Origin of the sequence: Rhizobium sp. BK008, assembly GCF_014197345.1 — a bacterium.
Taxonomy (GTDB): domain Bacteria; phylum Pseudomonadota; class Alphaproteobacteria; order Rhizobiales; family Rhizobiaceae; genus Rhizobium; species Rhizobium anhuiense.
In genome coordinates this window covers 89,973-116,567 of sequence record NZ_JACIFK010000008.1, presented here as the reverse complement: position 1 = coordinate 116,567, position 26,595 = coordinate 89,973, and the positions used below count along the sequence as shown (strand labels likewise).

Annotated in this window: 25 protein-coding genes; 9 read left to right on the top strand and 16 right to left on the bottom strand. The window is 61.8% G+C overall.

Annotation, left to right across the window (positions count from 1 at the left end; all coding sequences use genetic code 11):
- Positions 1–122: 122 nt before the first annotated feature.
- From FHT69_RS26605 to FHT69_RS26575, 7 genes are all read left to right on the top strand, one after another.
- Complete coding sequence (locus FHT69_RS26605; protein ID WP_028755500.1) at positions 123–1,928, top strand: methyl-accepting chemotaxis protein; 1,806 nt, start codon at positions 123–125, stop codon at positions 1,926–1,928.
- On the top strand, positions 1,925–2,407 hold the full coding sequence (locus tag FHT69_RS26600) for a chemotaxis protein CheW (protein ID WP_028755501.1): 483 nt from the start codon (positions 1,925–1,927) through the stop codon (positions 2,405–2,407). Before FHT69_RS26605 ends, FHT69_RS26600 begins: the two co-directional genes overlap by 4 nt.
- Positions 2,408–2,437: 30 nt before the next feature.
- The gene (locus FHT69_RS26595) at positions 2,438–3,292 is read left to right on the top strand and encodes a CheR family methyltransferase (RefSeq protein ID WP_028755502.1); all 855 of its coding nucleotides are present in this window, start codon (positions 2,438–2,440) and stop codon (positions 3,290–3,292) included.
- 120 nt (positions 3,293–3,412) lie between these two features.
- Positions 3,413–4,510: a chemotaxis response regulator protein-glutamate methylesterase gene (locus FHT69_RS26590; RefSeq protein ID WP_028755503.1), complete on the top strand. Its 1,098-nt coding sequence runs from the start codon at positions 3,413–3,415 to the stop codon at positions 4,508–4,510.
- Positions 4,511–4,755: 245 nt separating this feature from the next.
- Positions 4,756–5,556 carry an inositol monophosphatase family protein gene (locus FHT69_RS26585; RefSeq protein ID WP_097630729.1) on the top strand — a complete coding sequence of 267 codons (801 nt, stop codon included), beginning with the start codon at positions 4,756–4,758 and terminating at the stop codon, positions 5,554–5,556.
- A 111-nt stretch (positions 5,557–5,667) separates the two neighbouring features.
- Complete coding sequence (locus FHT69_RS26580) at positions 5,668–6,771, top strand: hypothetical protein (RefSeq protein ID WP_028755505.1); 1,104 nt, start codon at positions 5,668–5,670, stop codon at positions 6,769–6,771.
- Positions 6,772–6,774: 3 nt separating this feature from the next.
- On the top strand, positions 6,775–7,806 hold the full coding sequence (locus FHT69_RS26575) for a peptidoglycan -binding protein (RefSeq protein ID WP_028755506.1): 1,032 nt from the start codon (positions 6,775–6,777) through the stop codon (positions 7,804–7,806).
- Here the strand turns inward: FHT69_RS26575 and FHT69_RS26570 are convergent, their stop codons facing one another.
- From FHT69_RS26570 to FHT69_RS26550, 5 genes are all read right to left on the bottom strand, one after another.
- Entirely contained in the window at positions 7,807–9,045 is a 1,239-nt protein-coding gene (locus FHT69_RS26570; protein ID WP_097630730.1) for an RNA polymerase sigma factor, read from the bottom strand. It lies immediately after the preceding gene.
- Between the two features lie 7 nt (positions 9,046–9,052).
- Positions 9,053–9,391, bottom strand: a complete 339-nt coding sequence (locus FHT69_RS26565; RefSeq protein ID WP_028755508.1) for a YciI family protein — start codon at positions 9,389–9,391, stop codon at positions 9,053–9,055.
- 270 nt (positions 9,392–9,661) lie between these two features.
- Positions 9,662–9,850, bottom strand: coding sequence for a YegP family protein (locus tag FHT69_RS26560; protein WP_028755509.1), 189 nt, complete (start codon positions 9,848–9,850; stop codon positions 9,662–9,664).
- A 237-nt stretch (positions 9,851–10,087) separates the two neighbouring features.
- Positions 10,088–11,080: a Bug family tripartite tricarboxylate transporter substrate binding protein gene (locus tag FHT69_RS26555; RefSeq protein WP_097630732.1), complete on the bottom strand. Its 993-nt coding sequence runs from the start codon at positions 11,078–11,080 to the stop codon at positions 10,088–10,090.
- A 144-nt stretch (positions 11,081–11,224) separates the two neighbouring features.
- Positions 11,225–13,027 carry an ABC transporter transmembrane domain-containing protein gene (locus FHT69_RS26550; RefSeq protein ID WP_063475341.1) on the bottom strand — a complete coding sequence of 601 codons (1,803 nt, stop codon included), beginning with the start codon at positions 13,025–13,027 and terminating at the stop codon, positions 11,225–11,227.
- Positions 13,028–13,220: 193 nt separating this feature from the next.
- Here FHT69_RS26550 and rpmE point away from each other — a divergent pair, with 193 nt between their 5' ends.
- On the top strand, positions 13,221–13,442 hold the full coding sequence (gene rpmE / locus FHT69_RS26545; RefSeq protein ID WP_028755512.1) for a 50S ribosomal protein L31: 222 nt from the start codon (positions 13,221–13,223) through the stop codon (positions 13,440–13,442).
- Between the two features lie 208 nt (positions 13,443–13,650).
- Here the strand turns inward: rpmE and FHT69_RS26540 are convergent, their stop codons facing one another.
- The 3 genes from FHT69_RS26540 to FHT69_RS26530 form a co-directional block, all read right to left on the bottom strand.
- Positions 13,651–14,166 carry a DUF1465 family protein gene (locus tag FHT69_RS26540; RefSeq protein WP_028755513.1) on the bottom strand — a complete coding sequence of 172 codons (516 nt, stop codon included), beginning with the start codon at positions 14,164–14,166 and terminating at the stop codon, positions 13,651–13,653.
- Between the two features lie 388 nt (positions 14,167–14,554).
- Positions 14,555–14,746, bottom strand: a complete 192-nt coding sequence (locus FHT69_RS26535) for a DUF1192 domain-containing protein (protein ID WP_028755514.1) — start codon at positions 14,744–14,746, stop codon at positions 14,555–14,557.
- Positions 14,747–14,822: 76 nt separating this feature from the next.
- Positions 14,823–16,121, bottom strand: a complete 1,299-nt coding sequence (locus FHT69_RS26530; protein WP_028755515.1) for an MFS transporter — start codon at positions 16,119–16,121, stop codon at positions 14,823–14,825.
- A gap of 173 nt (positions 16,122–16,294) precedes the next feature.
- Here FHT69_RS26530 and FHT69_RS26525 point away from each other — a divergent pair, with 173 nt between their 5' ends.
- Positions 16,295–16,459, top strand: a complete 165-nt coding sequence (locus FHT69_RS26525; RefSeq protein ID WP_088930352.1) for a hypothetical protein — start codon at positions 16,295–16,297, stop codon at positions 16,457–16,459.
- A gap of 37 nt (positions 16,460–16,496) precedes the next feature.
- Here the strand turns inward: FHT69_RS26525 and FHT69_RS26520 are convergent, their stop codons facing one another.
- From FHT69_RS26520 to tkt, 8 genes are all read right to left on the bottom strand, one after another.
- Positions 16,497–17,420: a PhzF family phenazine biosynthesis protein gene (locus FHT69_RS26520; RefSeq protein WP_028755516.1), complete on the bottom strand. Its 924-nt coding sequence runs from the start codon at positions 17,418–17,420 to the stop codon at positions 16,497–16,499.
- 135 nt (positions 17,421–17,555) lie between these two features.
- Complete coding sequence (locus FHT69_RS26515; protein ID WP_028755517.1) at positions 17,556–18,581, bottom strand: class I fructose-bisphosphate aldolase; 1,026 nt, start codon at positions 18,579–18,581, stop codon at positions 17,556–17,558.
- Positions 18,582–18,805: 224 nt separating this feature from the next.
- Entirely contained in the window at positions 18,806–20,005 is a 1,200-nt protein-coding gene (locus FHT69_RS26510) for a phosphoglycerate kinase (protein WP_183906182.1), read from the bottom strand.
- A 69-nt stretch (positions 20,006–20,074) separates the two neighbouring features.
- On the bottom strand, positions 20,075–21,949 hold the full coding sequence (locus tag FHT69_RS26505) for a potassium/proton antiporter (RefSeq protein WP_028755519.1): 1,875 nt from the start codon (positions 21,947–21,949) through the stop codon (positions 20,075–20,077).
- Between the two features lie 493 nt (positions 21,950–22,442).
- Positions 22,443–22,622: a hypothetical protein gene (locus tag FHT69_RS26500; protein ID WP_028755520.1), complete on the bottom strand. Its 180-nt coding sequence runs from the start codon at positions 22,620–22,622 to the stop codon at positions 22,443–22,445.
- 90 nt (positions 22,623–22,712) lie between these two features.
- The gene (locus FHT69_RS26495) at positions 22,713–23,027 is read right to left on the bottom strand and encodes a hypothetical protein (protein ID WP_028755521.1); all 315 of its coding nucleotides are present in this window, start codon (positions 23,025–23,027) and stop codon (positions 22,713–22,715) included.
- A gap of 228 nt (positions 23,028–23,255) precedes the next feature.
- Entirely contained in the window at positions 23,256–24,266 is a 1,011-nt protein-coding gene (gene gap, locus FHT69_RS26490) for a type I glyceraldehyde-3-phosphate dehydrogenase (protein WP_028755522.1), read from the bottom strand.
- Positions 24,267–24,348: 82 nt separating this feature from the next.
- A complete protein-coding gene (gene tkt / locus FHT69_RS26485; protein ID WP_028755523.1) occupies positions 24,349–26,322 on the bottom strand; it encodes a transketolase in 1,974 nt (657 codons plus the stop codon).
- Positions 26,323–26,595 lie beyond the last annotated feature (273 nt).

Here is a 26,595-nt window from a genome sequence, read left to right as displayed (position 1 = left end):
TAGGCACGGAACCTATTCATTTCTTTCCGTTGGATGCTTTTGCCTGATGGAATTTCTTTGCTGCATGACGCCGCGCCACCTGGACCATATTTATTGCTTCGCTCTCTGAGAGGAATATTGAGATGCGTATTACGATCAAACTTAAGCTCGCGGCCGCATTCGGCTTTGTCATATTGTTGCTGGTGGGTAGCGCGGTTTATGGAATCATCAGCCTCAGCTTGCTGAACGACGCTGTTGGCGACCTTGTTTCCGGGCCTGCAAAAAGGCTGGAACTGGCTCTGGAGGCGCAAACTGCCGAGCTCGATGCCGTCCGCTGGCAAAAGAACGCGCTTCTGGAAATGGATTCCGAAATCGTCAAAAAGGATTATCAGAATTCGGCGAGAAGCGTGGATGAAATGCTCAGCTTCGCGACAAGCGGCCTACAGCTCGCAACTGCTGAAGGCAAGCCGCTCTGGGACAGGTTGATCGAACTGGCCAAGCGCTTCGATGAAGGCTCCAACAAAGTAGCCTCCATTCAACAAAGCGGCGACAGAGCGGCGGCCGTGGCCCTTTCCTCAGGGGAGGTTCGCGCCCTCGTCGCGGAAATGGAAGAGGTTTTCGGGAAACTCGTTACGCTTCAACAGAAGTCGATGGCGCAAGCCGATAGCGATACCGATGCTCTTTATAGCTCAACAAAGAACATGTTGATCGGTATCGCAATCGGGGCTTCCCTTATCGCCTTCGCCGCCGCGCTTTGGATCGCGCTCGGTGTCAACAGCGGCCTGCGCAAGATCATGAACGTTGCCAGCGCCGTCGCCATCGGCGACCTGAACCAAAAGGTCGAGATCAGGACCAACGACGAGATCAAGGATCTGGTCAACATGATCAACACCATGACGGACAACCTTCGCGTCACCGCCAACATTGCGGCACAGATCGCTGACGGCGATCTGACGGTGTCTCCGAAGCCGCTTTCGGAGAAGGATACGCTCGGCATTGCGCTCGACCAGATGGTCGAGCGCCTGCGTGGCGTTGTCGCCGATGCGGTCGCGGCCGCCGAAAATGTTTCGGCCGGCAGCCAGGAACTGTCCTCGAGCTCCGAACAGGTGTCGCAGGGCGCCAGCGAACAGGCGGCTTCGGCCGAAGAGGCGTCGGCCTCGATGGAGGAGATGGCCGCCAACATCAAGCAGAACGCCGACAACGCCGCCCAGACGGAAAAGATCGCCCGCCAGTCCGCCAAGGATGCGGAAATGAGTGGCGAAGCGGTGTCGCGCGCCGTGCAGGCGATGCGGACCATTGCCGAGAAGATCAGCATCGTCCAGGAAATTGCCCGCCAGACCGATCTTCTGGCGCTCAACGCCGCCGTCGAAGCGGCGCGCGCCGGTGAACACGGCAAGGGTTTTGCGGTCGTCGCCTCCGAGGTTCGCAAGCTTGCCGAACGCAGCCAGTCGGCCGCCGCCGAAATCAGCTCGATGTCGAGCGATACGGTCAAGGCCGCCCAGGACGCTGGCGACATGCTCGGCCGCCTGGTGCCCGACATCCGCAAGACGGCCGAACTGGTTTCCGAAATCAGTGCGGCCTGCCGCGAACAGGATGTGGGCGCCTCGCAGATCAACGACGCGATCCAGCAGCTCGATCGGGTGACGCAGCAGAATGCCGGCGCGTCCGAGCAAATGTCTGCGACCTCGGAAGAGCTCGCGAGCCAAGCCGAAGAACTGCAGGCCTCGATCGCCTTCTTCAAGGTGGATACCGCAGGCGCCCGCCAATCCCGCGTGCCCGCTGCCAGGGCGACTGTCCGCAGCTCGGCGCCCGCCGGCCGCAACCTCGGCACCAGGAAACTCGCCGCCAACAGCGTCGCCGGTCAGCAGGCGCGGGCAAAGGGTTTTGCTCTCGATCTCTCCATGGGCGGTCCCGATGATGGGGACGTCGAATTTAAGGAAAGTGCATGATCATGGCCACGACATCCCTGGAAGCGCAATTCGTGACCTTCAGCCTCGGCGAGGAGATCTTCGCCGTGCCGGTCGAGGTGGTACGGGAAATCCTCGACTATGCGGAAGCTTTCAAGATTCCGAATGGTCCCGACTATCTGCTCGGTCTGCGTGACGTGCGCGGACAGGGCGTGCCGACGATCGATCTTCGATTGAAGCTCGGCATGACGAAGACCGTGCCGACGCCGCACACACGCGTGCTCGTCCTCGACGTGCCGATGGAAAGCCGGCTGCTGACGCTCGGCCTCGTCGCCGACCGCGTCTTCGAGGTGACGCCGTTCCGGCGCGAACAGATCGAGGCGGCGCCTGATATCGGCGTGCGCTGGCGCTCGGATTATATTGCCGGCGTCGTTCGCCGTGAAAACGGTTTCGTCGTCATCATCGATCTTGCCCGGTTGCTGTCGCACGAGGACGCCTCGGCACTGCAATCGGCGGCCTGACCCGCGCATCAACTGGGAGTACGGCGTTCTATGAGTATGGCAGCGGTGGAAACCCAATTGCCGGGGGACCGGATCAGCAAGCGCAATTTCGACAAGCTTGCCCGGTTCATCTACGACTATAGCGGCATCAAGATGCCGCCGACCAAGCTGACGATGCTCGAAGGGCGGCTGAGGCGCCGCCTTCGCGCAACCAACCATTCGACCTTCGACGATTATTGCGACTTCCTGTTCAATCACGACGGCCTCGCCCAGGAAACCGTCTACCTGATCGACGTGGTGACGACGAACAAGACCGACTTCTTCCGCGAAGCCAAGCATTTCGATTACTTGCAGAGCGTGGCGTTGCCGGCGATCGCCAATAGCGGCGTGCGGACCATCCGCACCTGGAGTTCGGCCTGCTCGACAGGGGCGGAACCCTATACGATGGCGATGGTGTTGGCGGAATTCACCGAAGGCCGCAACGACGTCTCCTACAGCGTGCTTGCCACCGACCTTTCCACCGACGTGCTACAGACGGCGCGCCGGGGCATCTACCCGGAAGACCTCATCGCGCCTGTGCCGCGTGACCTGCAGCGCAAATACGTGCTGACGGCCAAGCAGCCGGATCGGCGGGAGGTGCGCATCACGCCGAAATTGCGCAGCAAGATTGGTTTTGCCCGCATGAACCTGATGGACGAGAAATACCCGATCGGCGAGGCGATGAACGTCATCTTCTGCCGCAACGTGCTCATCTACTTCGACAAGCAGACTCAGGCCGGCGTGCTCAACCGCCTCTGCGACTGCCTGGCGAAGGGCGGCTACATGTTCATCGGTCATTCCGAATCGATTACCGGCTTCGACCTGCCATTGAAACAGGTCTCGAATACGGTGTTTCAGCGCATCTAGAGCATGTCCGTTTTCTTCCAATCACGGGCGTGCTCTATCTCTTTGTGTCACTAAAGAGTTAGAGCATGATGTCGTCCGAAAATTGCCAATTCTTTTCGGCATCATGCTCTAGGAGCATTCATGGCTAAAAAAATCCGCGTTCTGATCATCGACGATTCTGCCAGCGTCCGTCAGACACTGACCCATGTCTTGGAGCAGGATCCCGATATCGAGATCATGGCGGTCGCATCCGACCCCTTCGTGGCGGCGCGGAAGCTGCTGGAGGAGATCCCCGACGTCATCACGCTCGATGTGGAAATGCCGCGCATGGACGGCATTACCTTCCTGCGCAAGCTGATGTCGCAGCGGCCGATCCCCGTCGTGATGTGCTCGTCGCTGACGGAAGCGGGTTCGGAAACGCTGATCCAGGCGCTGGAGGCCGGCGCCGTCGACGTCATCCTGAAATCGAAGATCGGCGCCGCCGACAGCCTTGCCGACGATGCGATGCGCATTCGCGAAGTCGTCAAGAGCGCCTCGCATGCGCGGCTTACCACGGTGCGTCGCGCCGCCGGAACCATCCGCTCGGCTTCGGCGGAAGGGCCGGCCAAGAAGCTGACGGCGGACGTGATGCTGCCGCCGCCGACGGGGCGGGCCATGGCGAAGACGACGGAGATGGTCGTCTGCGTCGGCGCCTCCACAGGCGGCACCGAGGCGCTGCGCGAATTCCTGGAGGAACTGCCGGCCAATGCACCCGGCATGGTGATCGTCCAGCATATGCCGGAGAAATTCACCGCCGCCTTCGCCAAGCGGCTGAACGGGCTCTGCGAGGTCGAGGTCAAGGAAGCCGTCGATGGCGATCCGGTGCTGCGCGGCCATGTGCTGATCGCGCCAGGCGACAAACACATGCTGCTCGAACGCCAGGGTGCGCGCTACTATGTGAGCGTGAAGACCGGACCGCTGGTGTCGCGCCACCGGCCTTCGGTCGACGTGCTTTTCCGCTCGGCGGCGCGCTCGGCCGGCTCGAATGCCATGGGCATCATCATGACCGGCATGGGCGACGACGGCGCGCGCGGCATGCTGGAAATGCATCAGGCCGGCGCCTACACGGTGGCGCAGGACGAGGCGAGTTCGGTTGTCTTCGGTATGCCGAAGGAGGCGATCGCCAAGGGCGGTGTCGACCGTATCCTGCCGCTCGATCAGATAGCTCGCGAAGTGCTGATAACGCAGCAGAAATTCTGAGATGAGTTTCGAGGGAAACCACGTAAAACGGGCGGTCCCGGAAGATGGCGCGGATTTAATCCGTTCAGCATAATCGGCGGTTTCCGGTGTCGCAGCGCAGCCATGCGCGCCTCCCCTTGAAATTTCCCTGATTTTGTGGTCTTGAGGCCGCCAATCTTTGCAGCGCCGCCTGTCATGCATGTTCAGGGACATTTCCCGCCCCCGGCAGTGCGCGCCCCGTATCAGTCCCAAGGAAAAATGCGCCGATGGCCCGTTCAGCTCTTCTCAATGTCATGGTTCAGGCTGCCCTCAAGGCAGGAAAATCGCTGGGACGTGATTTCGGCGAAGTGCAGAACCTGCAGGTTTCGGTGAAGGGACCCGGCGATTTCGTTTCCACTGCCGACCGCAAGGCCGAAAAGATCGTTCGGGAAGAACTGCTCAAGGCGCGTCCCACCTATGGCTTTCTCGGCGAGGAAAGCGACGAGATCAAGGGCACGGACGGCGCGCACCGCTGGATCGTCGACCCGCTCGACGGCACGACGAACTTCCTGCACGGCATTCCGGCCTTCGCTGTTTCGATCGCGCTCGAACGCAACGGCGAGATCGTTGCCGCCGTCGTCTTCAATCCGGCGACCGACGAGCTCTATACAGCCGAGCGCGGTGGCGGCGCCTTCCTCAACGACCGGCGCCTGCGCGTCGCTGCGCGCCGCGTGTTGTCGGATTGCGTCATCGGCTGCGGTGTGCCGGCGCTCGGCAAGCGTAATCACGGCAAGTTTCTGGTCGAGCTTCGCCACGTGATGGGCGAAGTGGCGGGCATCCGCCGCCTGGGCTCGCCGACACTCGATCTCGCCTATGTCGCCGCCGGGCGCTTCGACGGTTTCTGGGAAGCGGAGCTTGCGCCCTGGGACATGGCGGCCGGCATCCTGCTCATCCGTGAAGCCGGCGGGTTCGTCACCGATTGGGACGGCGGGACGGCCATTCTGGAGAGCGGCGCGATCGTCGCCGGCAACGAACTCATCCACAAGGCGCTGATCGAAGTCGTCAAGCGACCGATCCCCGCCAAGTAAGCGAACGAAAATCCGGCTGTTGTAAAGTCACGGTTTTCGCCCCGGCATACTTCAATTCGGCACAATGTTGCTCTAGTCTCCGCCAGCAATGACTCCGGAGGCAGCGACCCTATGGAAAATGTGAATGTGGCGGAGATCGGCTCCACCGAAAAGACGGCCGGCGGTTATGCCTACAGGCTTTCGAGCCCCATGCCCTTCCTCTGGACGATGCTGCTTTTCCTGGTCATCGTCGGCTTTATCGCCGCCATCCTCTTCCGCCAGACGCAGACCGCCTTCATGCACAATCCAGGCCTCAACGGCCTGATCGTCGGCGTTCTCGCGGTCGGAATCATCCTTGTTTTCAATCACGTGCTGGCGCTTCGCCCCGAAGTGCGCTGGTTCAACTCGTTCCGCGCCGCCGGCAGCGCCGACAAGGTCAGCCGCAATCCGCGGCTGCTTGCGCCGATGCGGGCGCTGATCGGCAGCCGCAAGACCTCGGTCGCGCTGTCGACGACGGCGCTGCGCTCGATCCTCGATTCGATCGCCACCCGCCTTGACGAATCGCGCGACGTTTCGCGCTACCTGATTGGCCTCCTGGTCTTCCTCGGCCTGCTCGGCACCTTCTGGGGCCTCATCGGCACGATCGGTTCGATCAGCATCGTCATCCAGTCGCTCGATGCCGGCTCGAACGGAACGGGGGATGTACTTTCGGCGCTGAAGGAAGGGCTTTCCATGCCGCTTTCGGGCATGGGCCAGGCCTTCTCCTCCTCGCTGCTCGGCCTCTCCGGTTCGCTCATTCTCGGTTTCCTCGATCTGCAGGCCGGCCGCGCGCAGAACCGCTTCTATATGGAACTGGAAAACTGGCTGTCCTCGGTCACAGATGTCGGCTCCGATCTTGCCCCGGCCCTCGACGCCGTTTCCGGCGCCTCCTCGGACGACATGCGCGCGCTCTCCGATTATCTGCGCAAGGTCTCCGAAGAGGGCGGCACCGGCAGCCAGCGCTCCGTCGCCGCCATGGCGAGCCTTGCCGAAGGCATTCAGGGCCTCGTCAAGAACATGCGCAACGAACAGCAGATGCTGCGCGACTGGATCGAGGCGCAGCAGGACGAGGCGAAGGCGATGCGCCGCACGCTTGACCGGCTGGCCGAACGCATCGGCGTGCAGGAGCGCGCAGGCGAGAGAGGCGAGCGCACGCGCGACCGCGCCAGCCAGACAGAAAAGAGCGAGGGCAAGTAAGCCATGGCTCTTGCCCGCAACCGCCGCCGCGAACGCACGGTGGATTATTGGCCGGGTTTCGTCGACGCGCTGTCGACGCTGCTCATCTCGATCATGTTCCTGCTGACGGTCTTCGTCGTCGGGCAGTTCATCCTCAGCCGCGAGATCACCGGACGCGACGAGGTGCTCAATCGCCTCAACAGCCAGATCAACGAGCTGACGCAGCTACTCGCGCTCGAAAAGGGCAGCAACCAGGATCTTCAGGATTCGGTCGCCAATCTGCAGGCCTCGCTTGCCAGTGCCGAAGGCGACCGTTCGCGGCTGCAGGCGCTGCTGAATGCCGGTTCGGGCGGTCAGGATGCAGCGCAGAAACGGATCGGTGCGATGACGCAGGAGCTCGACGAGCAGAAGCAGGTGAGCGAGCGGGCGCTCAGCCAGGTCGAACTGCTGAACCAGCAGATTGCAGCGCTTCGCAGCCAGATCGCCGCCGTCGAAGCTGCCCTTCAGGCGTCGGAGGAGAAAGACCGGGTCTCGCAGACCAAGATCGCCGACCTAGGCAGCCGCCTGAACGTCGCGCTCGCGGCGCGCGTGCAGGAACTGAACCGCTACCGTTCCGACTTCTTCGGCCGCCTGCGCGAGATCCTTTCGGACCGCGAGAATATCCGTATCGTCGGCGACCGGTTCGTCTTCCAGTCGGAAGTGCTGTTTCCCTCGGGCGGCGCCGATCTCAATCCGGAGGGGCAGACGGAGATGGCAAAGCTCGCCGCCGCCCTTCTCGATCTCGCCAAGGAAATTCCGCCGGAGATCAACTGGGTGCTGCGCGTCGACGGCCATACCGACAATGTGCCGCTTGGCGGAACGGGCCGCTATCGCGACAATTGGGAACTTTCCTCGGCGCGCGCGATCTCGGTCGTCAAGTTCCTGATCGCGCAAGGCGTGCCGGCCGACCGGCTCGTTGCCGCCGGCTTCGGCGAGTTTCAGCCGATCGCGCCAGGCGATACGCCGGACGCGCGCGCTACCAACCGCCGCATCGAGCTGAAGCTCACTGAGAAATGATTACAGCCGCGCCTCCTTTAGCCGGCCGGCGAGAAAATCGCGGACGGCGGGGCTGTCACTGAGGCCGATCGCTGTCATATAGGCGCCGGCCGCCGCGGTATCGTCGCCGGCCTGCGACAGAAGAAAGGCGCGCACCGCCCAGTAGGGCTGGTAGCTGGCGACAGCGCTCGGATCGAGCTGGTCGAGCCGTTTCAGGCCAGCGGCCGCATTCAGCGCCCTGCCGATCACCGCAGCCTGGCTGACATGTGCACCCAGCGTGGGTTTCATCATCACCAGCGCCGCGTAGAGTGTTGTCAACGCCTGCCAGTCGGTCTTTCCCGACAGCCGGCGCGCCGCATGCACGGACTGGATCGCCGCCTGGCACTGGAAGGGGCCGAAACGGTTGAAACTCCCGGCCTTGCGTAGCAGCGAATCCGCCTCGGCGATCATGATTGCGTTCCACGCAGCGGTATCCTGTTCGTCTAGCGGCACATATCGACCATCGCTGTCGCGCCGGGCGTTGCGGCGGGCTTCGCAGTGAAGCATCAACGAGAGGAGACCGATTGCCTCCGGTTCGTCCGGCAGTACCGCAAGAAGCGCTCGGCCGAGCCAGATCGCTTCGCCGGCAAGCGAATGGCGCTCTTCTTCGCCGTCGAGGCCGTCCCAGCCGAGGCCGTAGGCGGCGTAGATCGCCGAGAGCACCGCGGCGAGCCGCCCGGGCAAGGTGGGACGCTGCGGAACGGCGAAGGGAATGCCGGCATCCCGAATCTTCGCCTTGGCCCGCACCAGCCGTTGGCTCATCGTATCCGGCGAAATGACGAAGGTTCGCGCGATGGTTCGCGCCTCGATGCCGAGAACGGTCTGCAGCATCAGCGCCGTATGCACGGAGCTGTCGATGGCGGGATGGGTACAGGCAAAGAGCAGCTTCAGCCGCTCATCGGGAAAGACGGCCTTGCCGGCCTCGTTCATGCGTTCCTCTGCTTCTTCGAAGGCAATCAATATCGTCGTTTGCGCATTGACCTCGACGGTGCGGTGGCGGGTGGCCTGCATGAGGTTGCGGCGTGCAGCCACCAGCAGCCAGGCTTCCGGATTGCCGGGAATGCCGCGCTCTGGCCAAACGCGAAGGGCCGAGGCCAGCGCTTCCGACAATGCGTCTTCCGCCGCCGGCACGTCGCGCGAGCGGGCGGCGAGGAAAGCGATCAGCTTGCCGTAGGATTGACGCGCCACCTTTTCGGCAGCGCGCCCGGCATCAGGCGGCATCGTCGCCTCACATCTGCAGGCGCGGGCGCACCTCGACAGAACCCTTGTCGGAGATCGGAACGCGGGTCGCCCATTCAAGCGCGGTGTCGATGTCGGGGACGTCGATCAGATAGAAGCCGCCGAGTTGTTCCTTGCCTTCCGGATAGGGGCCGTCCTGAACATCGTGTTCCCCGCCTTTGCGGCGTACGATCGTGCCGGTCTCCGGGCCGGTCAGCCCGGCGCCGCCGGTCATGATCCCTGCCTGAGCAAGCGCCTTGCTGTAGGCGACCCAGCCATCTCGATAGGCCGGATCGCTGCGGCGCTCGAAATCCTCGGCGGCTTCGCGAATGATGAGAGCATATTGCATGGAAAACTCCTGATCTCGTTGTTGGCGTTGATCCGGGCATGCCGATATCGGGGACCGATATCCCGAGAGCTGTAAAGCCCGGCGGAGCGGAGGGCCGTTCCAAAACAATGAGGCGCGGCCATCGGTCGTTTCGACATGGTTTTCAAAAAATATGCGAAAAAGAAAATGGCGCCGAAAAATCACCAGCAAACGGGCAGACTCAAGGGTGCCGGCGCTGCTCAAAGGCGCGAAAGGGCAGGAGCTGCGTTGACGCCGCCCCTGCCGATCTGATCAGGATTCGGCCTTCGTCTGATCGACGATTTCGGCGCCGGGTGCGTTCTTCTTGATGGATTCGATGGCGTTCACGGCCGACGCCTTCGCCTTGTAGCCCTCGGACGAGAACATGGCTTCGCCGTTCGATGCCTTGAAGCGGAAGCGGAACTCGCCGGCCTTATCCTTATAAACTTCGAATTTATACATGGATGTCTCCCGAAACGCTGAATTGCAACCATCAGCGTAGCGGAGGCTAGATCAAAATGGCGAGCTTTTCCACTACCTTAATTTGAATTGAATTGCTTAGCGTCCAATTGTCACCATTTCCATTGGACGCTAGCAAAGGAGAGGCCGGACGCTTCGCCGCGACAACAAGAGATTTCAGGCCGGGCCGGCCTAAAATCCGAATCCTGTTCGCGATGGAAGAGGCATGATGCTCCGGCATCACTCCATCTGGATATTCGCCCCCTTGACGACCGGTCCCCATTTGGCGAGTTCGGCCTTCACATGGGTGGCAAGTTCTTCCGGCGTCGAGCCGACGATGGTGGCGCTGAATTCTTTCATCCGTTCGGCAACGGCCGGGTCGGCGAGCGCCTTTTTGGCCGAAGCATTGAGGCGCAAGACCACCTCGTCCGGCGTCTTGGCCGGGGCGAAAAGCGCGTTCCATGTATAGGTCTCGTAGCCTGGTATGCCCGACTCGGCGACCGTCGGCACATCGGGGAAGGAGGGCGCGCGCTGGGCCGTCGTCACCGCCAGCGCCCGCAGCGTACCGGCCTTGATGTGGCTCGATGAAGAGGGCAGGTTGTCGAACATGATCGGCACCTGGTTGCCGATGACGTCGTTCAATGCCGGGCCGGCACCCTTATAGGGGATGTGCTGCATGCTGACGCCGGCCATGGACTTGAAGAGTTCGCCGGAAAGATGCAGCGGCGTACCGTTGCCCGACGAAGCGTAACTGTATTTGTCGGGCTCGGCCTTCAACAGCGCGATCAACTCCTGCACGGTCTTTGCCGGCAATTCCGGATTGACGACCAGAACGTTGGGCACGATGACGAGCAGCGAGACCGGCGCGAAATCCTTCTCGGGATCGTATGGGGTCGATTTGAGGATCAGCGGGTTGAGGGCGTGGGTTGCGACCGTGCCCATCAGAATGGTGTAGCCGTCGGGTTCAGCGCGGGCGACATTGCCGGCGCCGAGATTGCCACCGGCGCCGGCGACATTCTGGACGATCACCTGCTGGCCCAGATCCTCCGACATCTTCTGCGCGACGATGCGGGCAACGACATCGGTCGAGCCGCCGGCCGCGAAGGGCACGACCATGGTGATCGCGCGATCAGGAAAATCCGCGGCAGCGGCAGTTGCGCCGGCGGCAAAGGTCGCAAGCACACTGAAACCGAGCACAAGGCCCGCACGTCGCGTCATATCGGAAAGCGCCATTCCCATCTCCTCCCAAGAATTTCTACAGCGATATCCCCACCCCGGGGAATGAAGAGGGTAGGGCAGACCGCGCGAAAGGCAACCGCGGAGAGGTGCTGCGAGGTTCAGACTTTAGTCGCTTTTGGCAGGAGAGATGCGCGCCGGCTATTTGGCGGCGGCGAGTACATCCTCGTTGGCGGCGTCGAATTGCAGCCGTGCCAGCCGCGCATAGATACCGCCATGGCGGATCAGGCTCTTATGCGTGCCCTCCTCGACGACGCGGCCCTGATCCATGACCAGGATGCGATCGGCTTTCAGAACCGTTGCCAGGCGATGGGCGATGACCAGCGTCGTGCGGCCGTCGACAAGGCCGTCGAGGGCTTTCTGCACCAGCGTCTCGCTTTCGGCGTCGAGGGCGGAGGTCGCTTCGTCGAGCAGCAGCACAGGCGCGTTCTTCAGGATGGCGCGGGCAATGGCGATGCGCTGGCGCTGGCCGCCGGAGAGCGTGATGCCGCGTTCGCCGACTTCCGTCTCGTAGCCCCTATCCAATCGGGCGATGAATTCGTCAGCCTGGGCGGCAAGGGCTGCGGCGCGGACCTCGTCACGCGAGGCGCCGGGACGGCCGAAGGCGATGTTGTCATGGATCGAGGCGGCAAAGATGGTGACGTCCTGCGGCACGATGGCGATGCGCTGACGCAGCTCGTCGGGCGTGGTCAGCTGGGCGTCGACCCCGTCGATCTTCACGCTGCCCTGCTGCGGATCGTAGAAGCGCAGCAGCAGCGAAAAGACGGTGCTCTTGCCGGCACCGGAAGGGCCGACGATGGCAACGGTCTCGCCCGGCGTGATGGCGAAGTTTAAGCCATGCAGCGCCGATTTGCCGGGGCGTGAGGGATAGGCGAAATGCACGTCTGCGAATTCGACGCGGCCGCGGCCAGGGGACGGAAGCGGCTGCGGAGTGGCGGGGGCGGCAATCGGCGAAACCTCGTCGAGAAGTTCGGTCAGCCGGTCGGCAGCGCCGGCTGCCTGCGAGAGTTCGCCCCAGACCTCCGACAGCGCGCCCAGCGAACCGGCGGAGATGACGGCATAGAGCAGAAACTGGCCGAGCGTGCCGGCAGAAAGGGTGCCGGCAAGAACGCTATGGGCTCCGACCCAGAGCACGGCGACGACGCTGCCGAAGATCAGCGTAATGGCGATCCCCGTCAGCAGCGCGCGCGAGCGGATGGCTGCCCGGGCGGCGTCATAGGCGGATTCGACGGCGGTGCCGTAACGCGTCGCTGCGGCATCCTCGCCGTTGAAGGCCTGGACGGTGCGGGTCGCGGCGATCGTCTCGTTGGCGAAGGCGGAGGCGTCGGCGAGCGTATCCTGGGCGGCGCGCGAGCGCTTGCGCACCGAGCGGCCGAAGGCGACGAGCGGGAAGACGATCAGCGGGATCGCTCCGATGACGAGGCTCGAAAGCTTCGGCGAGGTGACGATCATCATGCCCATGGCGCCGATACAGAGGATGAGGTTTCTGAGCGCCACCGAAGCGGTGGCGCCGACGGCGGACTTGATCTGAGTCGTATCGGCAGTCAGGCGCGAGACGATCTCGCCGGACTGGTTGACATCGAAGAACGAGGGCGACAGCCTCGTCACATGGGAGAAGACATCGCGGCGTAGATCGGCGACGATGCGCTCGCCGATGGTGATGACGAAATAATAGCGCAGCGCGCTCGCGACCGCGAGGACGATGGCCATGACCATAAGCATGGCGAAGTAGCTGTTGATGAAACGGCCGTCGGAATGAGTGAAGCCGTGATCGATCATGCGGCGCACGGCAAGCGGCAGCGCCAGCGAGGTGACGGCGGCAAGCGCCAGCGACATCAGCGCGCCGGCCACCATGGCGCGATAACGCATGACATAGGGCGTCAGCCTGCCGAGCGGTCGCAGCGACCGACTTTTGTTTTCTTCAGCCCGTGCCTGCTCTGCCAAATCGTCTCCGATCGCCCGCAGGACCCGCGCAATGCGGCCTGTTGGCTCTTGTTATCTAGGCGTCCTTCATGTATAGGCACCGCATCCTAATGGGAAGCCGTAGCCATCACGACTGCGGCTTCATTTATTCAATCGGTTCGTTGGCCGCAACTGCATGCGGCAAATTGAACTCCGGTATCGCAGGAAGATTGTTATGAAGGCAGGCATCCATCCCGAATATCACATGATCAAGGTGGTCATGACCGATGGCACCGAATACGAAACCCGCTCGACCTGGGGTTCGGAAGGCGCTGTCATGAACCTTGAAATCGATTCCAAGTCGCATCCGGCCTGGACCGGCGGCAGCCAGCAGCTCATGGACCGCGGTGGCCGCGTCTCCAAGTTCAACAAGCGTTTCGGCGGCCTCGGCCTCTAATCGCTTCTGCCCGACGGAATTCGAAGAGAGCCCGGTTTCGCCGGGCTTTTTTGCGTGTGCAGTGGCTTACAGCGCCGCGCGTCTTGCCAGACGCGCAAACGGCGCTGGAACAGTTTGAATTATGCAGTCGGCATGCCGGCGTTCGACGACAACAAAAAACCGGCCGCGCAGGACGCAGCCGGTCTCTATCGAATTCTCGCAGATCCGTTCAGTTGTTGCCGAAGGCGGTCTGCAGCAGGGAAAGCTGAGCCTGGACGCTGTTCTGGTTGTCATGAACGATCACGGCTTCGGATGGGCGGTAGATCTCGCGGTCGAGCAGAGCAATGCGGTTCTGCAAACGCAGTGAGCGCTCGACGAGATCGCGGAAGGATTCCGGCAGGTCGCCCCAGCCGGGTGCTGTGCGGTCGACGTTGAAGCCGTCGAGGCGGACCTTGTTCTTTTCGGCCAGCACCTGGTCACGGGACATTTCGCCATTGTTGACGGCGCGCTGCAACAGCAGCCAGGAGGCCATCTGCATCAGGCGGGTGGTGAGACGCATCGATTCCGCGGCGTAAAGAACCGAGGCCATCCGCGGCAGAACCTTGGAGGCTGCGCGGCCCTGGCCGTCGAGATAGGCGGCGGTCTCTTCGACTAGCGACATGCCTTCCGCATAAAGTGCCTTGAACTGCGAGGATGCAGCGGCGCGGCCCGCAAAACTGATCGTGTTCAATCCAACTTCCGACATCGCAATAGTCCCTGTTGCACGCAGCTACTTTATATTCAGGTAACGCCGACACCGACGGAAAAGTTTCCAGGCCCGGTCTTTATGACTTTAAGATGGTATCATTAGCCCAAATGCGCAAGCCGTTTCTTAAGAAAGGGTTAATCTCCACAGTTTCGTGGAAACGCGCCGGCATAGGAAAAAGAAGAGCCGCAAAAGCGGCTCTCAAGGTAAAACAGGGAGAAAAATCAGACCAATTCACCGCTTGGAAAACTGTCTGAGATCCAGAGAAAATCCGGATGAATATAGTAATACCTTATAAAGCTTAATATTTTATTAACACTGTACCGAAGTAAGACTTGAGGCAGGCTCATTTATCCGCCTATAGCCTTGTTTTTCGGGGTTTACCGGATCACGAGCGGAAGAAGCTTTCCGCCGCCTGCCGCCCGGAAGCCTTGCGCGCGGCTTCGGCTTCGAGACGGGCGATCTCCGTCTTCAACAATTCCACCCGCGCCTTCAACTCGTCCACCGAAAGCATGGAGAGATCGGCGCCGATCTCATGGGCGAGTTTCTTCTGCGGCCGGTCGTCATCGATGAAGCTCATGGTTCGTCCTCCGTTTTGCTGTTCTGTCAAAGCAATTCCGGACGCAAAACCGCTGCGCACTTTTGCTGGAACTGCTCTAACCGAACTTTACAGCAGGATCGCCGCTTTCGGGAGACTTTCCGGTGTCGGCAGCCTTGCCGGCGCCGCGATCGGCAAGCGACATGCTCTGTGGTGTCAGCATCGGCGAGGTGCCGGTCGGGATCGTCGTATAGGCGTCGCGGTCGCTGACGGGGACGGCGGCGCGGATACGGCTCCTGATGATGGCATAAACGGTGATCAGCACGTGAGCGATGGCGGTGACAAGGAAAAGCGCATGCGGGGTGATCACCGACATGACGGGGCCGCCGATCGTCGGGCCGATCACCGTGCCGATGCCGTAGAGCAGCAGCAGGCCGCCAGAGACCTTGACGAAGTCCTCCGACGCCGCGAAGTCGTTCGCATGGGCGACGGCGATCGGATAGAGCGTATTGGCCACCGCGCCGTAAAGGACAACGAGCCCGATCAGCAAGCCGGCGGATGTCGGGTGGAGAAAAAAGATCAGCAGGCCGGCAACGGCGGCGATCCCGGACATGGCGGCGAGCACGTAGCGCCGGTCGATACGGTCGGAAAGCCGGCCGGCCGGCAGCTGCATCATGGCGCCAGCGAAGATGGTGGAGCTCATCATGATGGCGATGCTGGTGTCGGAGAGGCCGGCGCCGGCGCCGAATACAGGAGCGAGCGTGCCGTAGGCACCGTTGGCGATGCCGACGAGCAGGATGCCGAGGCAGGAGACCGGCGAGTTGCGATAGAGGGCCGGCAGATCGAGGCGCACCGCCTTCAACGGCTGCGGCGAAGCGGCCGTCGATAGCGTCGTCGGCAGCATGGCGATGCAATAGAAGATACCGCAGATCATGAACAAGACAGGCGTGCGCACATCCTCGAGCGGGATCATCATCTGGCCGCCGACGACGCCGAGCAATGTGATGCCGATATAGAGCGAGAAGATCGCACCGCGGCTCTCGTTGCTGGCGCGCTCGTTCAGCCAGCTTTCGATGATCATCGAGGTGCCGGCGGTGGAGAAGCCGGTGACGGCGCGCAGGATCACCCACCAGATCGGATCGATGATGATGCCGCTGACCAGCGCGATGATGGCGATGATCGAGATGAAGCCGGAAAAGGCGCGCACATGACCGACGCGGCGCACCAATTTCGGCGCCACCAGGCAGCCGATGACAAAGCCCCCAGCCCATGACGTACCGAGCAGACCAAGCGTCGTCGTGGCATAACCTTCGAGATTGCCGCGCACGGGAAGCAGGATGCCCTGCAGGCCATTGCCCATGAAAAGGAAGAGCGTGCCAAAGAGCAGCGCAGCGACGGACAGCAGATTTCTCTTCATTTCCCCAGACTCGGTCTTAAGCGATTTGCATGGACATAAGGCAGGAGCGGCGTCAGCCCAGCCTCAAGATGATTGATTGTGCCCCGGAATGTCTTTACGGCGTGTCGAGATTCTCTTGTTCGCGCGGAAAAATGTCCGTCCTGTGACATTCCGAAAAACGGAAAAAATAAAGCATGACAAAGCTGATAGCCTTGCTGCTCATCCTTGCCATGGCGATACAGCTGATCAAGCCGCTCGGGCTTCCCGGCCTGAGGCGACGGATGGATTTCTGGAAGATCGCGCTGATTGCTTTTGCCGTCTGGGCATTGGCACTGCTTTCGCGCGACTTCCTGATGTAATCCCTGGTTACCTGGGGTACGGCGCGATCTGCGACCGTCAGTCTTGCAAGCCGATTTCTCCGCGCATGACGGGAACGCAGCTTCCCGAGATGACGACATCGGTGACGATGCCGCCTGATTTCACCACATCGAGGGCGATGATGCTGCGGCGGCCCATTTCGACACCTTGCTCGATGGTGATGCGGACATTCATATCGCGATCTGGCGCAAGCGAGACGAGATAGGCGCCAAGGGCGGCGGAAGCGCTGCCCGTCGCCGGATCCTCGGGCACGTTGTCGAGGGGCGCGAACATGCGAGCGCGGATATGCCAGGGATCATCGGATGTTCTGACATAAAGAAAGAGCGAGAAATCGTGGCCGTTCGTCGCCTGGCGGCCAGCCGCCCCCTGGAAACCGGCAAGGTCCGGACGGGCAGCGGCCAGTGCTTCGAGCCCGTTCAGCTCTGAGACGGCGAAGTTCAACCCGACGGACGCAAAGACCGGGGCATGGGTGGTGCTGACGATGACACTGGGATCGATCGAGACGCAGCGCGCAATGGTTTCTGCGGCAATGGTATCGCCGATCGTCAGCGATTGCGGTGCGCGGATGGCGGCAGCAACAACCTTTCCGCCGCTGCGTTTCAGGCTGACCTCGACGATGCCGGCCTTTTCCTCGAAGCGCAGCGTATCGCCGACCGGCTTGCCGAAGATCTTCGCCTGCTGGCCGAGCACATAGGCGGTGCCGACATTCGGATGGCCGGCGAAGGGTATTTCCATCGTCGGGGTGAAGATGCGCACATGAGCGGAGTTTTGCGGGTCTTCCGGCGGCAGCACGAAGGTGACTTCGGAATAGTTGAACTCGGTGGCGATCTTCTGCATCGCCGCATCGCTGAGACCGCGCGCATCGGAAATGACGGCAAGCGGGTTACCCTCGAAACGGGTGGAGGTGAAGACATCGACAGTGACGTAGGAGAGGGTGTTCATGGCGGCTCCCGTTGTGGCAGGCCGCTATGAATAATCACGGTTTTTCAAGGAACGAAGCGGTTTCTTGTCGCCGTGACAATGAGAGGGCAGGAAGCTGTGTTTGCCGCTCCCTGCCCAAATCTCAAGCTTGAAAAATCAGGCTGCCTTTTCCAGGTCTTTCTTCCAGCTGCCCTTGGCGGCGAGGCTGTTCATCTCGGCGCGGTGGGTGAACTCGCGCTGGCCGGCGGCGACGTTTTCCTGTTTGCCGTTCCAGGCCTTGAGCGCGCTGTCCTGCAGGGCGCGGCCGTAGGAGAAGGTAACGAACCAGGGCAGGTCGGCTGTGGCATTGATGGCGGAAAGATGCGCACTCGCCTCTTCGGTCGACTGGCCGCCGGAGAGGAAGGCAATGCCGGGAACCGCTGACGGAACCGTGCGCTTCAGCACCTGCACGGTACGTTCGGCGACTTCCGCGACCGAGGCTTTGCGGGCATTCTTACCGTCGATCACCATGTTCGGCTTCAGGATCATGCCTTCGAGGCTGACGCGGGCATCGGCCAGTTCCTCGAAAACGATGCGCAGCGTGGATTCGGTCACTTCGGCGCAGCGGTCGATAGTGTGGTCGCCCGGCTTGCCGTCCATCAGGCATTCCGGCTCGACGATCGGGACGATCCTGGCCTCCTGGCAGAGTGCGGCATAACGAGCAAGCGCCTGAGCGTTGGCGCGGACGGAACCGCGGGTCGGCAGCGTCGATGAGATGGCGATGACGCCGCGCCATTTGGCGAAGCGGGCACCGGCTTCATAATACCGGGCAAGGCGCTCGCCGAGACCGTCTAGGCCTTCGGTGATGGTTTCGCCAGGATACTTGGCCATCGGCTTGGCGCCGGTATCGACCTTGATGCCGGGAATGGAACCGGCAGCGCGGATGATATCGACGAAAGGCGTGCCGTCCGCGGCCTTTTGGAAGAGCGTCTCTTCGTAAAGGATGACGCCGGAGATATATTTCTTCATCGCCTCGTCGGAGCGGAAGAGCATCTCCCGGTAGTCGCGACGGCTCGTTTCGGTCGATTCGAGATTGATCGTGTCGAAACGCTTCTTGATGGTGGAGGTCGATTCATCAGCTGCGAGCAGTCCCCGGCCGCCCGTAACCATCTGCACTGCAATGTCTTCCAGTCGTTCGCTCATCTCGTTCTCTCCACAGCATTAAACATCGGCGATTAAGAATATAGGACGGCGATAACAGAAGTTTATAGAGAGGAAAATGGAAGGCTAAGTCATTGAAACGATTGAAATCAATTCAATCGTTTGAAAATCTGGGATTTTTTCCGCGCGCTGAGCAAAAGACCGCGGAAAGCGCTTGGCCTCCACGGTCTATCCACATGTAAAACCTGTCAAATCAGGTTTTGCGATTATCTGCCGTTGAGGACGGCGACGCCGGGAAGCTCTTTGCCTTCCATCCATTCGAGGAAGGCGCCGCCGGCGGTCGAGACATAGGTGAAGTCGTCGGCAACGCCGGCATGGTTCAGGGCTGAGACGGTGTCGCCGCCGCCGGCAACCGAGGTGAGCTTGCCGGCGGCGGTGCGCCCCGCGGCGTATTTCGCGGCAGCAACGGTTGCGGCATCGAAGGGTTCGATCTCGAAGGCGCCGAGCGGGCCGTTCCAGACCAGGGTTGCAGCGCGCTCGATCCAGGCGTTGATGGCCTCGACGGATTTTTTGCCGACATCGAGCACCATGGCATCGGCGGGAATAGCGTTGATATCGACCGTCTCGTTGGCAGCACCTGCCTTGAACTCGCGGGTGATCACGCCATCCTCCGGCAGGATGATGGCGCAGCCGGCGGTCGCCGCCTCGATCATGATCTGCTTGGCGGTTTCGGCGAGATCATGTTCGCAGAGCGACTTGCCGACATTGGTGCCGCGGGCGGCGATGAAGGTATTGGCCATGCCGCCGCCGATGACGAGCGCATCGACCTTCTTCACGAGGTTCATCAGGAGGTCGATCTTGGTCGAGACCTTGGCGCCGCCGACGATCGCGACAACAGGACGAGCGGGATCGCCGAGGCCTTTTTCCAGCGCCTCCAACTCGGCCTGCATGGTGCGGCCGGCATAGGCCGGCAGGTGGTGAGCAAGGCCCTCGGTCGAGGCATGGGCGCGGTGGGCGGCGGAAAAGGCGTCGTTGACATAGATATCGCCATTGGCGGCAAGCGCCTTGGTGAAGTCGGCGTCGTTCTTTTCTTCGCCCTTGTGGAAGCGGGTGTTTTCCAGAAGCAGGATATCGCCGTCATTCATCGCGGCGACGGCGGAGGCGGCGGCCTCGCCGATGCAGTCGGAGGCCGTCAGCACGGCATGATCCAGCACTTCCTCGACCGAAGGGGCGATCAGCGACAGCGAGAGATCAGGCGAAGGGCCATCCTTCGGCCGGCCGAAATGGGCCAGCAGGATCACCTTGGCGCCCTTCTCAGACAGTTCGAGGATCGTCGGCGCCACGCGCTCGATGCGCGTCGTATCGGTGACCTTGCCGTCCTTGACCGGAACATTGAGGTCGACGCGGACGAGAACGCGCTTGCCGCGGATGTCGGTGAGGTCGTCAAGGGTCTTGAAAGAAGGCATGGGCAGATCCAGTCTTGGTTGGCGGAAGTTGCGCCGACCATAGCAAGGATCATTCGAGACGCAAGGCGTTCAACGGCCGTTTTCGCGTGTGCCTTCGTCGCGTCCGGCCGCCGTTTTCGGCGCGCTTTCGGCAGCCTTGGTTTCGCGGTTCCGGCGCCCGTTCAACCGGTCGCGGATGCGCTGGATGATGTCCTTGAGGTTGATGAAGATCGGCAGCGTGATCGCCGGCTCGACGGCTTCGAGCGACATGCCGACGGAGGTGATGTGGTCGTGCTCGTCGAGATCGCGGACGATGAGGATGATCGAGCCGAGGCGGACGCGGTCGGCATAATCGGCCTTGCCGCCCAGGCGCTGCCGCATCAATTCGGCGATCGTCAGGCCCTTTTCGGATTCGTTGAGCAGGCCGGGTCCATAGGCGGCGTCGAGATCGGCGGCGGGGCGGGCGGGGGAGAGCGCGAAGGCTCCGAAGAATTCGGCATCGTCGTCATCGACAGGCGCACGGCTGGCGAAGAGCCGGTCGAGCAGGCGGGAATAGCTCGGCACGATGAAGAGATAGACGAGATCGTTCTCGCGCAGCCGCCCGGCATATTGATAACGCATCGACTTGCCGTCGCGGATGACGAGCGAGGGTGTCGCCCAGCGCGGAATACGCTCGCCCCGCAGCACCGGACTATCCTTGATGACGCGGTAGGAGAGCAGTTCGTGGTTGGCAGCCCCCGGCAGGTCGACCTCGACCTTGTCGACGGCGCCGATGCGCGGCGGAATGATCAGACCGAGCTTCTTGGCGACGGGCTTGATCGTCCAGCCCTGGAGGAGCAGCGAGACCAGTACGATGATGAAGGCGGTATTGAAATAGATCTGGCCATTCGGGAGCCCGCCGAGGATCGGCATGATGGCGAGCAGGATGGAAACGGCGCCGCGCAGGCCGACCCACGCGACGAAACCGATTTCCTGCTGCGTGTAATCGAAGGGAAGCAGCGACAGCCAGACCGCCAATGGCCGGGCGACGAAGATCAGGAAGAGGGCGAGCAGGATGGCCGGCACGATGATGACCGGAAATTGCGATGGCGTGGCGAGCAGGCCGAGGACCAGGAACATGATGATCTGCGCCAGCCAGGTCATGCCGTCCTGGAAGCGCTTGATGGTGCCGATCGCCTGCATCTTGCGGTTTCCGGCATAAATGCCGGCGACGTAGACGGCGAGGAAGCCGCTGCCGCCGACCGCGCCGGTGAAGGAGAAGACGAGAAGGGCGAGCGCCAGCACGAAGATCGGCGTCAGGCCACGATCGGTATCGAGCTTGCTGACGATCAGCACGATCATCATGCCGCCGAGTAGGCCGAGGATGACGCCGAGGCCCATCTGCTGCACGAACATGGCGAGCATGCCGATATTGATGCCGGCGTAACGCTCGCCGCTCGCCAGCACCTCGACGAGGGCGATGGTGAGGAAGATCGCCATCGGGTCATTGGTGCCGGATTCGACTTCCAGCGTCGAGCGCACCTTGTCGCGGATGTTGATGCCGCCGATGCGCAGCAGGAAGAAGACGGCGGCGGCATCCGTCGATGCGACGATCGAGCCGAGCAGCAGACCTTCCAGCCAGGTGAAGTTCAAAAGCCACATGGCGGCAAAGGCAAAGAGCGAGGCGGTGATCAGCACGCCGACCGAGGCGAGCGCCAGCGAGGGCACGGCCGCCAGCCGGAAGGCCTGCATCGGCGTGCCGAAGCCGGAATCGAAAAGGATGACGGCCAGCGCGATGGAGCCGAGAATATAGGCGAGATAATTGTTGCTGAACTCGATGCCGAGGCCGTCAACGCCGGCGGCAAGGCCGATCATCAGGAAGAGCAGCAGCAGGGGCGCGCCGAAGCGGAAGGCGAGCAGGCTGGAAAAGGCGGCAAGAAGCACGAGCGCCGTCGAGACCAGCACCACGATATAGAACGCTTCCATGCCCACCCCTTTCCATCGACTGCTTCGCGAATACGGCCACCCCGGACCGATCCGTCCCGTTTCAACCCCTCCACACGCGCGGCGATCCATCAGTAAACGGCAAAACGCCAGAGAAGGGTAGGCCTTGCGGCTTAACCTCGTCGCGATGCTGCATCATGCTGCTGAACGGTTGCCGGACGGCCAACCGATACGGAATGCTACGGGAGAAACTCTCTATAAAGAATGTATAGGAAAATCAGGCGAGAGCAGGGCAAAAGAGCCGGGCACGGATTTTTCCTGCCGGCATCTGCGAATGGCAACAGGATAAGACACGCTCCCTCCTTTCACGCGGCCCGTTTGCGCTGTCCAATGACGGGAAGAATGGATTGCAGGCGCGAATGCGGAGAGCGGGGAAATTGAACGCGGAGATTTTTCGATATCGGGTGGAAATGCCGGCCGCCCAGCGAGAGCAGCCGGCTGTCGTTTCGTGCCAGAAGCGCCGGCTCTTGCTCTGCTATCCCAACGTTGCCTGAAGTATGACGATGGCGAGAAACGAGAGGCCAATGAACGCGGCAACCCAGATGACCAGACGATTGGCCTTTGCCAGCACGGCAGGCCTGACGTCCCGCTTGGGGTGAAACCGCTGCCGCCGTTTGAGGCTGGTGTGGGACAAGCGTTTTTGTGCTTCTGCCATTGATCACCTCCACTTGGCTCATTCTAGCCATTGTGCAGCGCTACGCATTTCCTCAATCTAGCACGCCAAGCCAGCGGATTGCCAACTCGCTCAGTCTTCTGTGTCCTCGCCCTCGTCGGTCAGATCCGCGACCGGGACCAGGAATACGACGAACTCGTCCTCGATCGTCCGTTCAGGATCGTCGTCGAATTCATAGGCGTGCTCGACCTCGCTTGCTTCCTCGGCTGTCGCCTTGCGCAAGCTCAGGGCCGCTTTGCGGTCCCAAAGAGGCTTGCCTTCGGATTCCAGGATGGTCAGGTCGTCGCGAAAGTCTTCCGCCTCGAAGAAATGCGTCGCTTCCTCACTGTTTTCCGAGCGGAAACTGGCAACGGCACGGCCGGCGATTTCAACGGTAAAGTAATCCATTCATCTCTCTTTATCTCCCCGAGACGACGATGCGGCTGCAGGGGTTATGGATGACGCCGTGCCGGCTTGGGAACCGAGCCGGTACTGACGGCCTGTGCATATCGAATGCCCAAGGCCGCTCATCCTACCAGATCCGGTGCTGGAAATGGGAAATGATGCGGCGTGAGCATGTATAGCAAAAAACGGCCCGGTTTCCCGGGCCGCTTACAATAGTCAATCGTCAGGCTCTTAGATGAGCTTGGCGAAGGCGACGGCCGTATCGGACATGCGGCTGGAGAAGCCCCACTCATTGTCGTACCAGGACAGGACGCGCACGAAGTTGCCTTCCATGACCTTGGTCTGATCGGTTGCGAAGATCGAGGAGTGGCTGTCGTGGTTGAAGTCACGGGAGACGAGCGGCTCGTCGGTGTAGCCGAGGATGCCCTTCAGCTTGCCGTCTGCAGCAGCCTTGATGGCTTCGTTGATTTCGCCGACGCTGGTCGCCTTCTTGGCGACGAACTTGAAGTCGACGACGGAAACGTTCGGGGTCGGAACGCGGATCGAAGTGCCGTCGAGCTTGCCCTTCAGATGCGGCAGAACGAGGCCGACGGCCTTGGCTGCACCCGTCGAGGTCGGGATCATAGAAAGGGCGGCCGCGCGGGCGCGATACAGGTCCTTGTGCATCGTGTCGAGCGTCGGCTGATCGCCGGTGTAGGAGTGGATGGTGGTCATGAAGCCGTGGTCGATGCCGACGGCGTCGTCGAGAACCTTCACGACCGGCACCAGGCAGTTGGTGGTGCATGACGCGTTGGAGATGACCAGGTGCTCCTTGGTGAGCTGGTCATGGTTGACGCCGAAGACGACCGTCAGGTCGGCGCCATCGGCAGGAGCCGAGACGATGACGCGCTTGGCGCCGGCCGTCAGATGAGCTGCGGCCTTGTCGCGGGCGGTGAAGATGCCGGTGCATTCCATCGCGATGTCGACGCCGAGTTCGCGGTGCGGGAGCGTTGCCGGATCCTTGATCGCCGTGACCTTGATCGGCTTGCCGTTGCCGACGATGATCATGTCACCCTCGACCTTCACCGTCGCCGGGAAGCGGCCGTGGATCGAGTCGTAGCGCAGCAGGTGGGCGTTGGTTTCGACCGGGCCGAGATCGTTGATGGCAACGACTTCGATGTCGGTGCGGCCGGATTCGACGATGGCGCGAAGGACGTTACGGCCGATGCGGCCGAAACCGTTGATGGCAACCTTGACTGTCATGTGCATTCACTCCCGATAGAGTAGGGCCCGATAAGGCAGGGCCTGGAATTGAGGAGATGGAGAGCGCCTCAAGGCGCCCTCATTAAAGCTTTGCTTCGGCGGCCGCAACGACGGCGTCGGCGGTGATGCCGAAATGCTTGTAGACGTCCTTCACCGGGCCGGAAGCGCCGAAGCTCTTCATACCGATGAAAGTGCCTTCCGGTCCGATGAACGCATCCCAGCCTTCGCGAACCGCGGCTTCAACAGCGATCTTGACCGGCGAATTGCCGAGGACTTCCTTGCGGTAGGCGTCCGGCTGCTCGAAGAACAGTTCCGTGCAGGGAACCGATACGACACGGACGGTCACGCCCTTGGCTTCAAGCGCCGTACGAGCAGCAACGGCGATTTCGACTTCCGAGCCGGAGGCGAAGATCGTCACCTTGGCGTCGGCATTGCCGGCCAGCGTATAGGCGCCCTGTTCGCAGAGGTTCTTTTCGCTGTATTCGGTACGGGCGGCGAGCAGGTTCTGGCGCGTCAGAGCAAGGCCCGAAGGACGGTTGTGCGTCTTGATGGCGATCTGCCAGCATTCCGCTGTTTCCGTGGCGTCGGCAGGCCGGAAGACCATCAGATTCGGGATGGCGCGCAGACCGGCGAGTTGTTCGACCGGCTGATGCGTCGGGCCGTCTTCGCCGACGCCGATCGAGTCATGCGTCAGGACGTGAATGACGCGAATGCCCATCAGCGCCGCCAGGCGGATCGGCGGGCGGCAATAATCCGAGAAGATCAGAAAGCCGCCGCTATAGGGAATGAGACCGCCATGCAGCGCAATGCCGTTCATGGCAGAGGCCATGCCGTGCTCGCGGATGCCCCAATGCACGTAACGGCCGGCGAAATCCGTCGGTGTGATCGAGTGCATCTGGCTAGTCTTGGTGTTGTTCGAGGGTGTCAGGTCGGCGGAGCCGCCGAGCGTTTCCGGCAGGAAGCCGTTGATGACCTCGAGTGCATCTTCCGAAGCCTTGCGGGTCGCAACCGTCGGCTTGGTTTCGGCGACCTTCTTCTTGTATGCGCTGATCGCGGCGTCGAAGCCTTCCGGCAGTTCGCCTGCCATGCGGCGCGTGAATTCGGCCTTGGCGGCGGCGTTGGCGAGAGTTTCCTCCCAGGCCTTGACGATATTGTCAGAGCGAGTGCCAGCTGCGCGCCATGCGTCCAGGACGTCGGAGGGGATGACGAAGGGCTCGTAATCCCAGTTCAGCGCCTTGCGGGTGGCGGCGATTTCCTCGGCACCGAGCGGGTTGCCGTGTACCTTGTGGGTGCCCTGCTTGTTTGGGGCGCCAAAGCCGATGATCGTCTTGCAGGCGATGAAGGTCGGGCGGTCGGACTTGTGGGCGGCTTCGATCGCCTCGGCGATGGCGGCCTGATCGTGACCGTCGATCTCGATGGTGTTCCAGTGAACGGCCTTGAAGCGAGCGATCTGGTCGGTGGAGTCCGACAGCGAAACGGCACCGTCGATGGTGATCGAATTGTTGTCCCAGAAGAGGATCAGCTTGTTCAGCTTCAAGTGGCCGGCAAGCGCGATCGCCTCATGGCTTATGCCTTCCATCAGGCAGCCGTCGCCATTGATGACATAAGTGTAGTGGTCCTGCAGGTCGGAGCCGAACTCCTCGCGCAGCTTGCGCTCGGCAATCGCCATGCCGACGGCATTGGCAATGCCCTGACCGAGCGGGCCGGTCGTCGTTTCGATGCCGGTCGCGTGACCATATTCCGGATGGCCGGCGGTCTTCGAACCGATCTGACGGAACTGCTTCAGATCTTCAACCGTCATGTCGGGATAGCCGGTCAGATACAGCAGCGAATAGAGCAGCATCGAGCCATGGCCGGCCGATAGCACGAAGCGATCGCGGTTCGGCCAGTGCGGCTTCTTTGGATCGAAGCGCAGATATTTGGTGAACAGGACCGTTGCCACGTCAGCCATGCCCATCGGCATGCCCGGGTGGCCGGAGTTCGCCTTTTCGACGGCGTCCATGGCGAGAAAACGGATCGCATTCGCCATCCGGTCGTGTTGTTCGGGAGAGGTCATGGCTTTTCCGCAAGTTCCGGGTGTCGGGGGATGGCCTCGAGCCTCCAAGACCATCGTGTGAAAGCGGCAGAGACATAGCAGTTGGAACGGGCAAGTCAATAAATGGCAGGCTAAATCCGGGCGGACAGCGGCGATTTTTGACATTTGATCGCGCGATTATACAAATGACGAATCTGCTGCGGCGAGCACGTGTAAAGTGCTCATCCACAGGATAGGCCGGTGGGCAAGTGACAGGATTTATTGACGGGCCGTTTGCGAGCGGCATATCCTTTT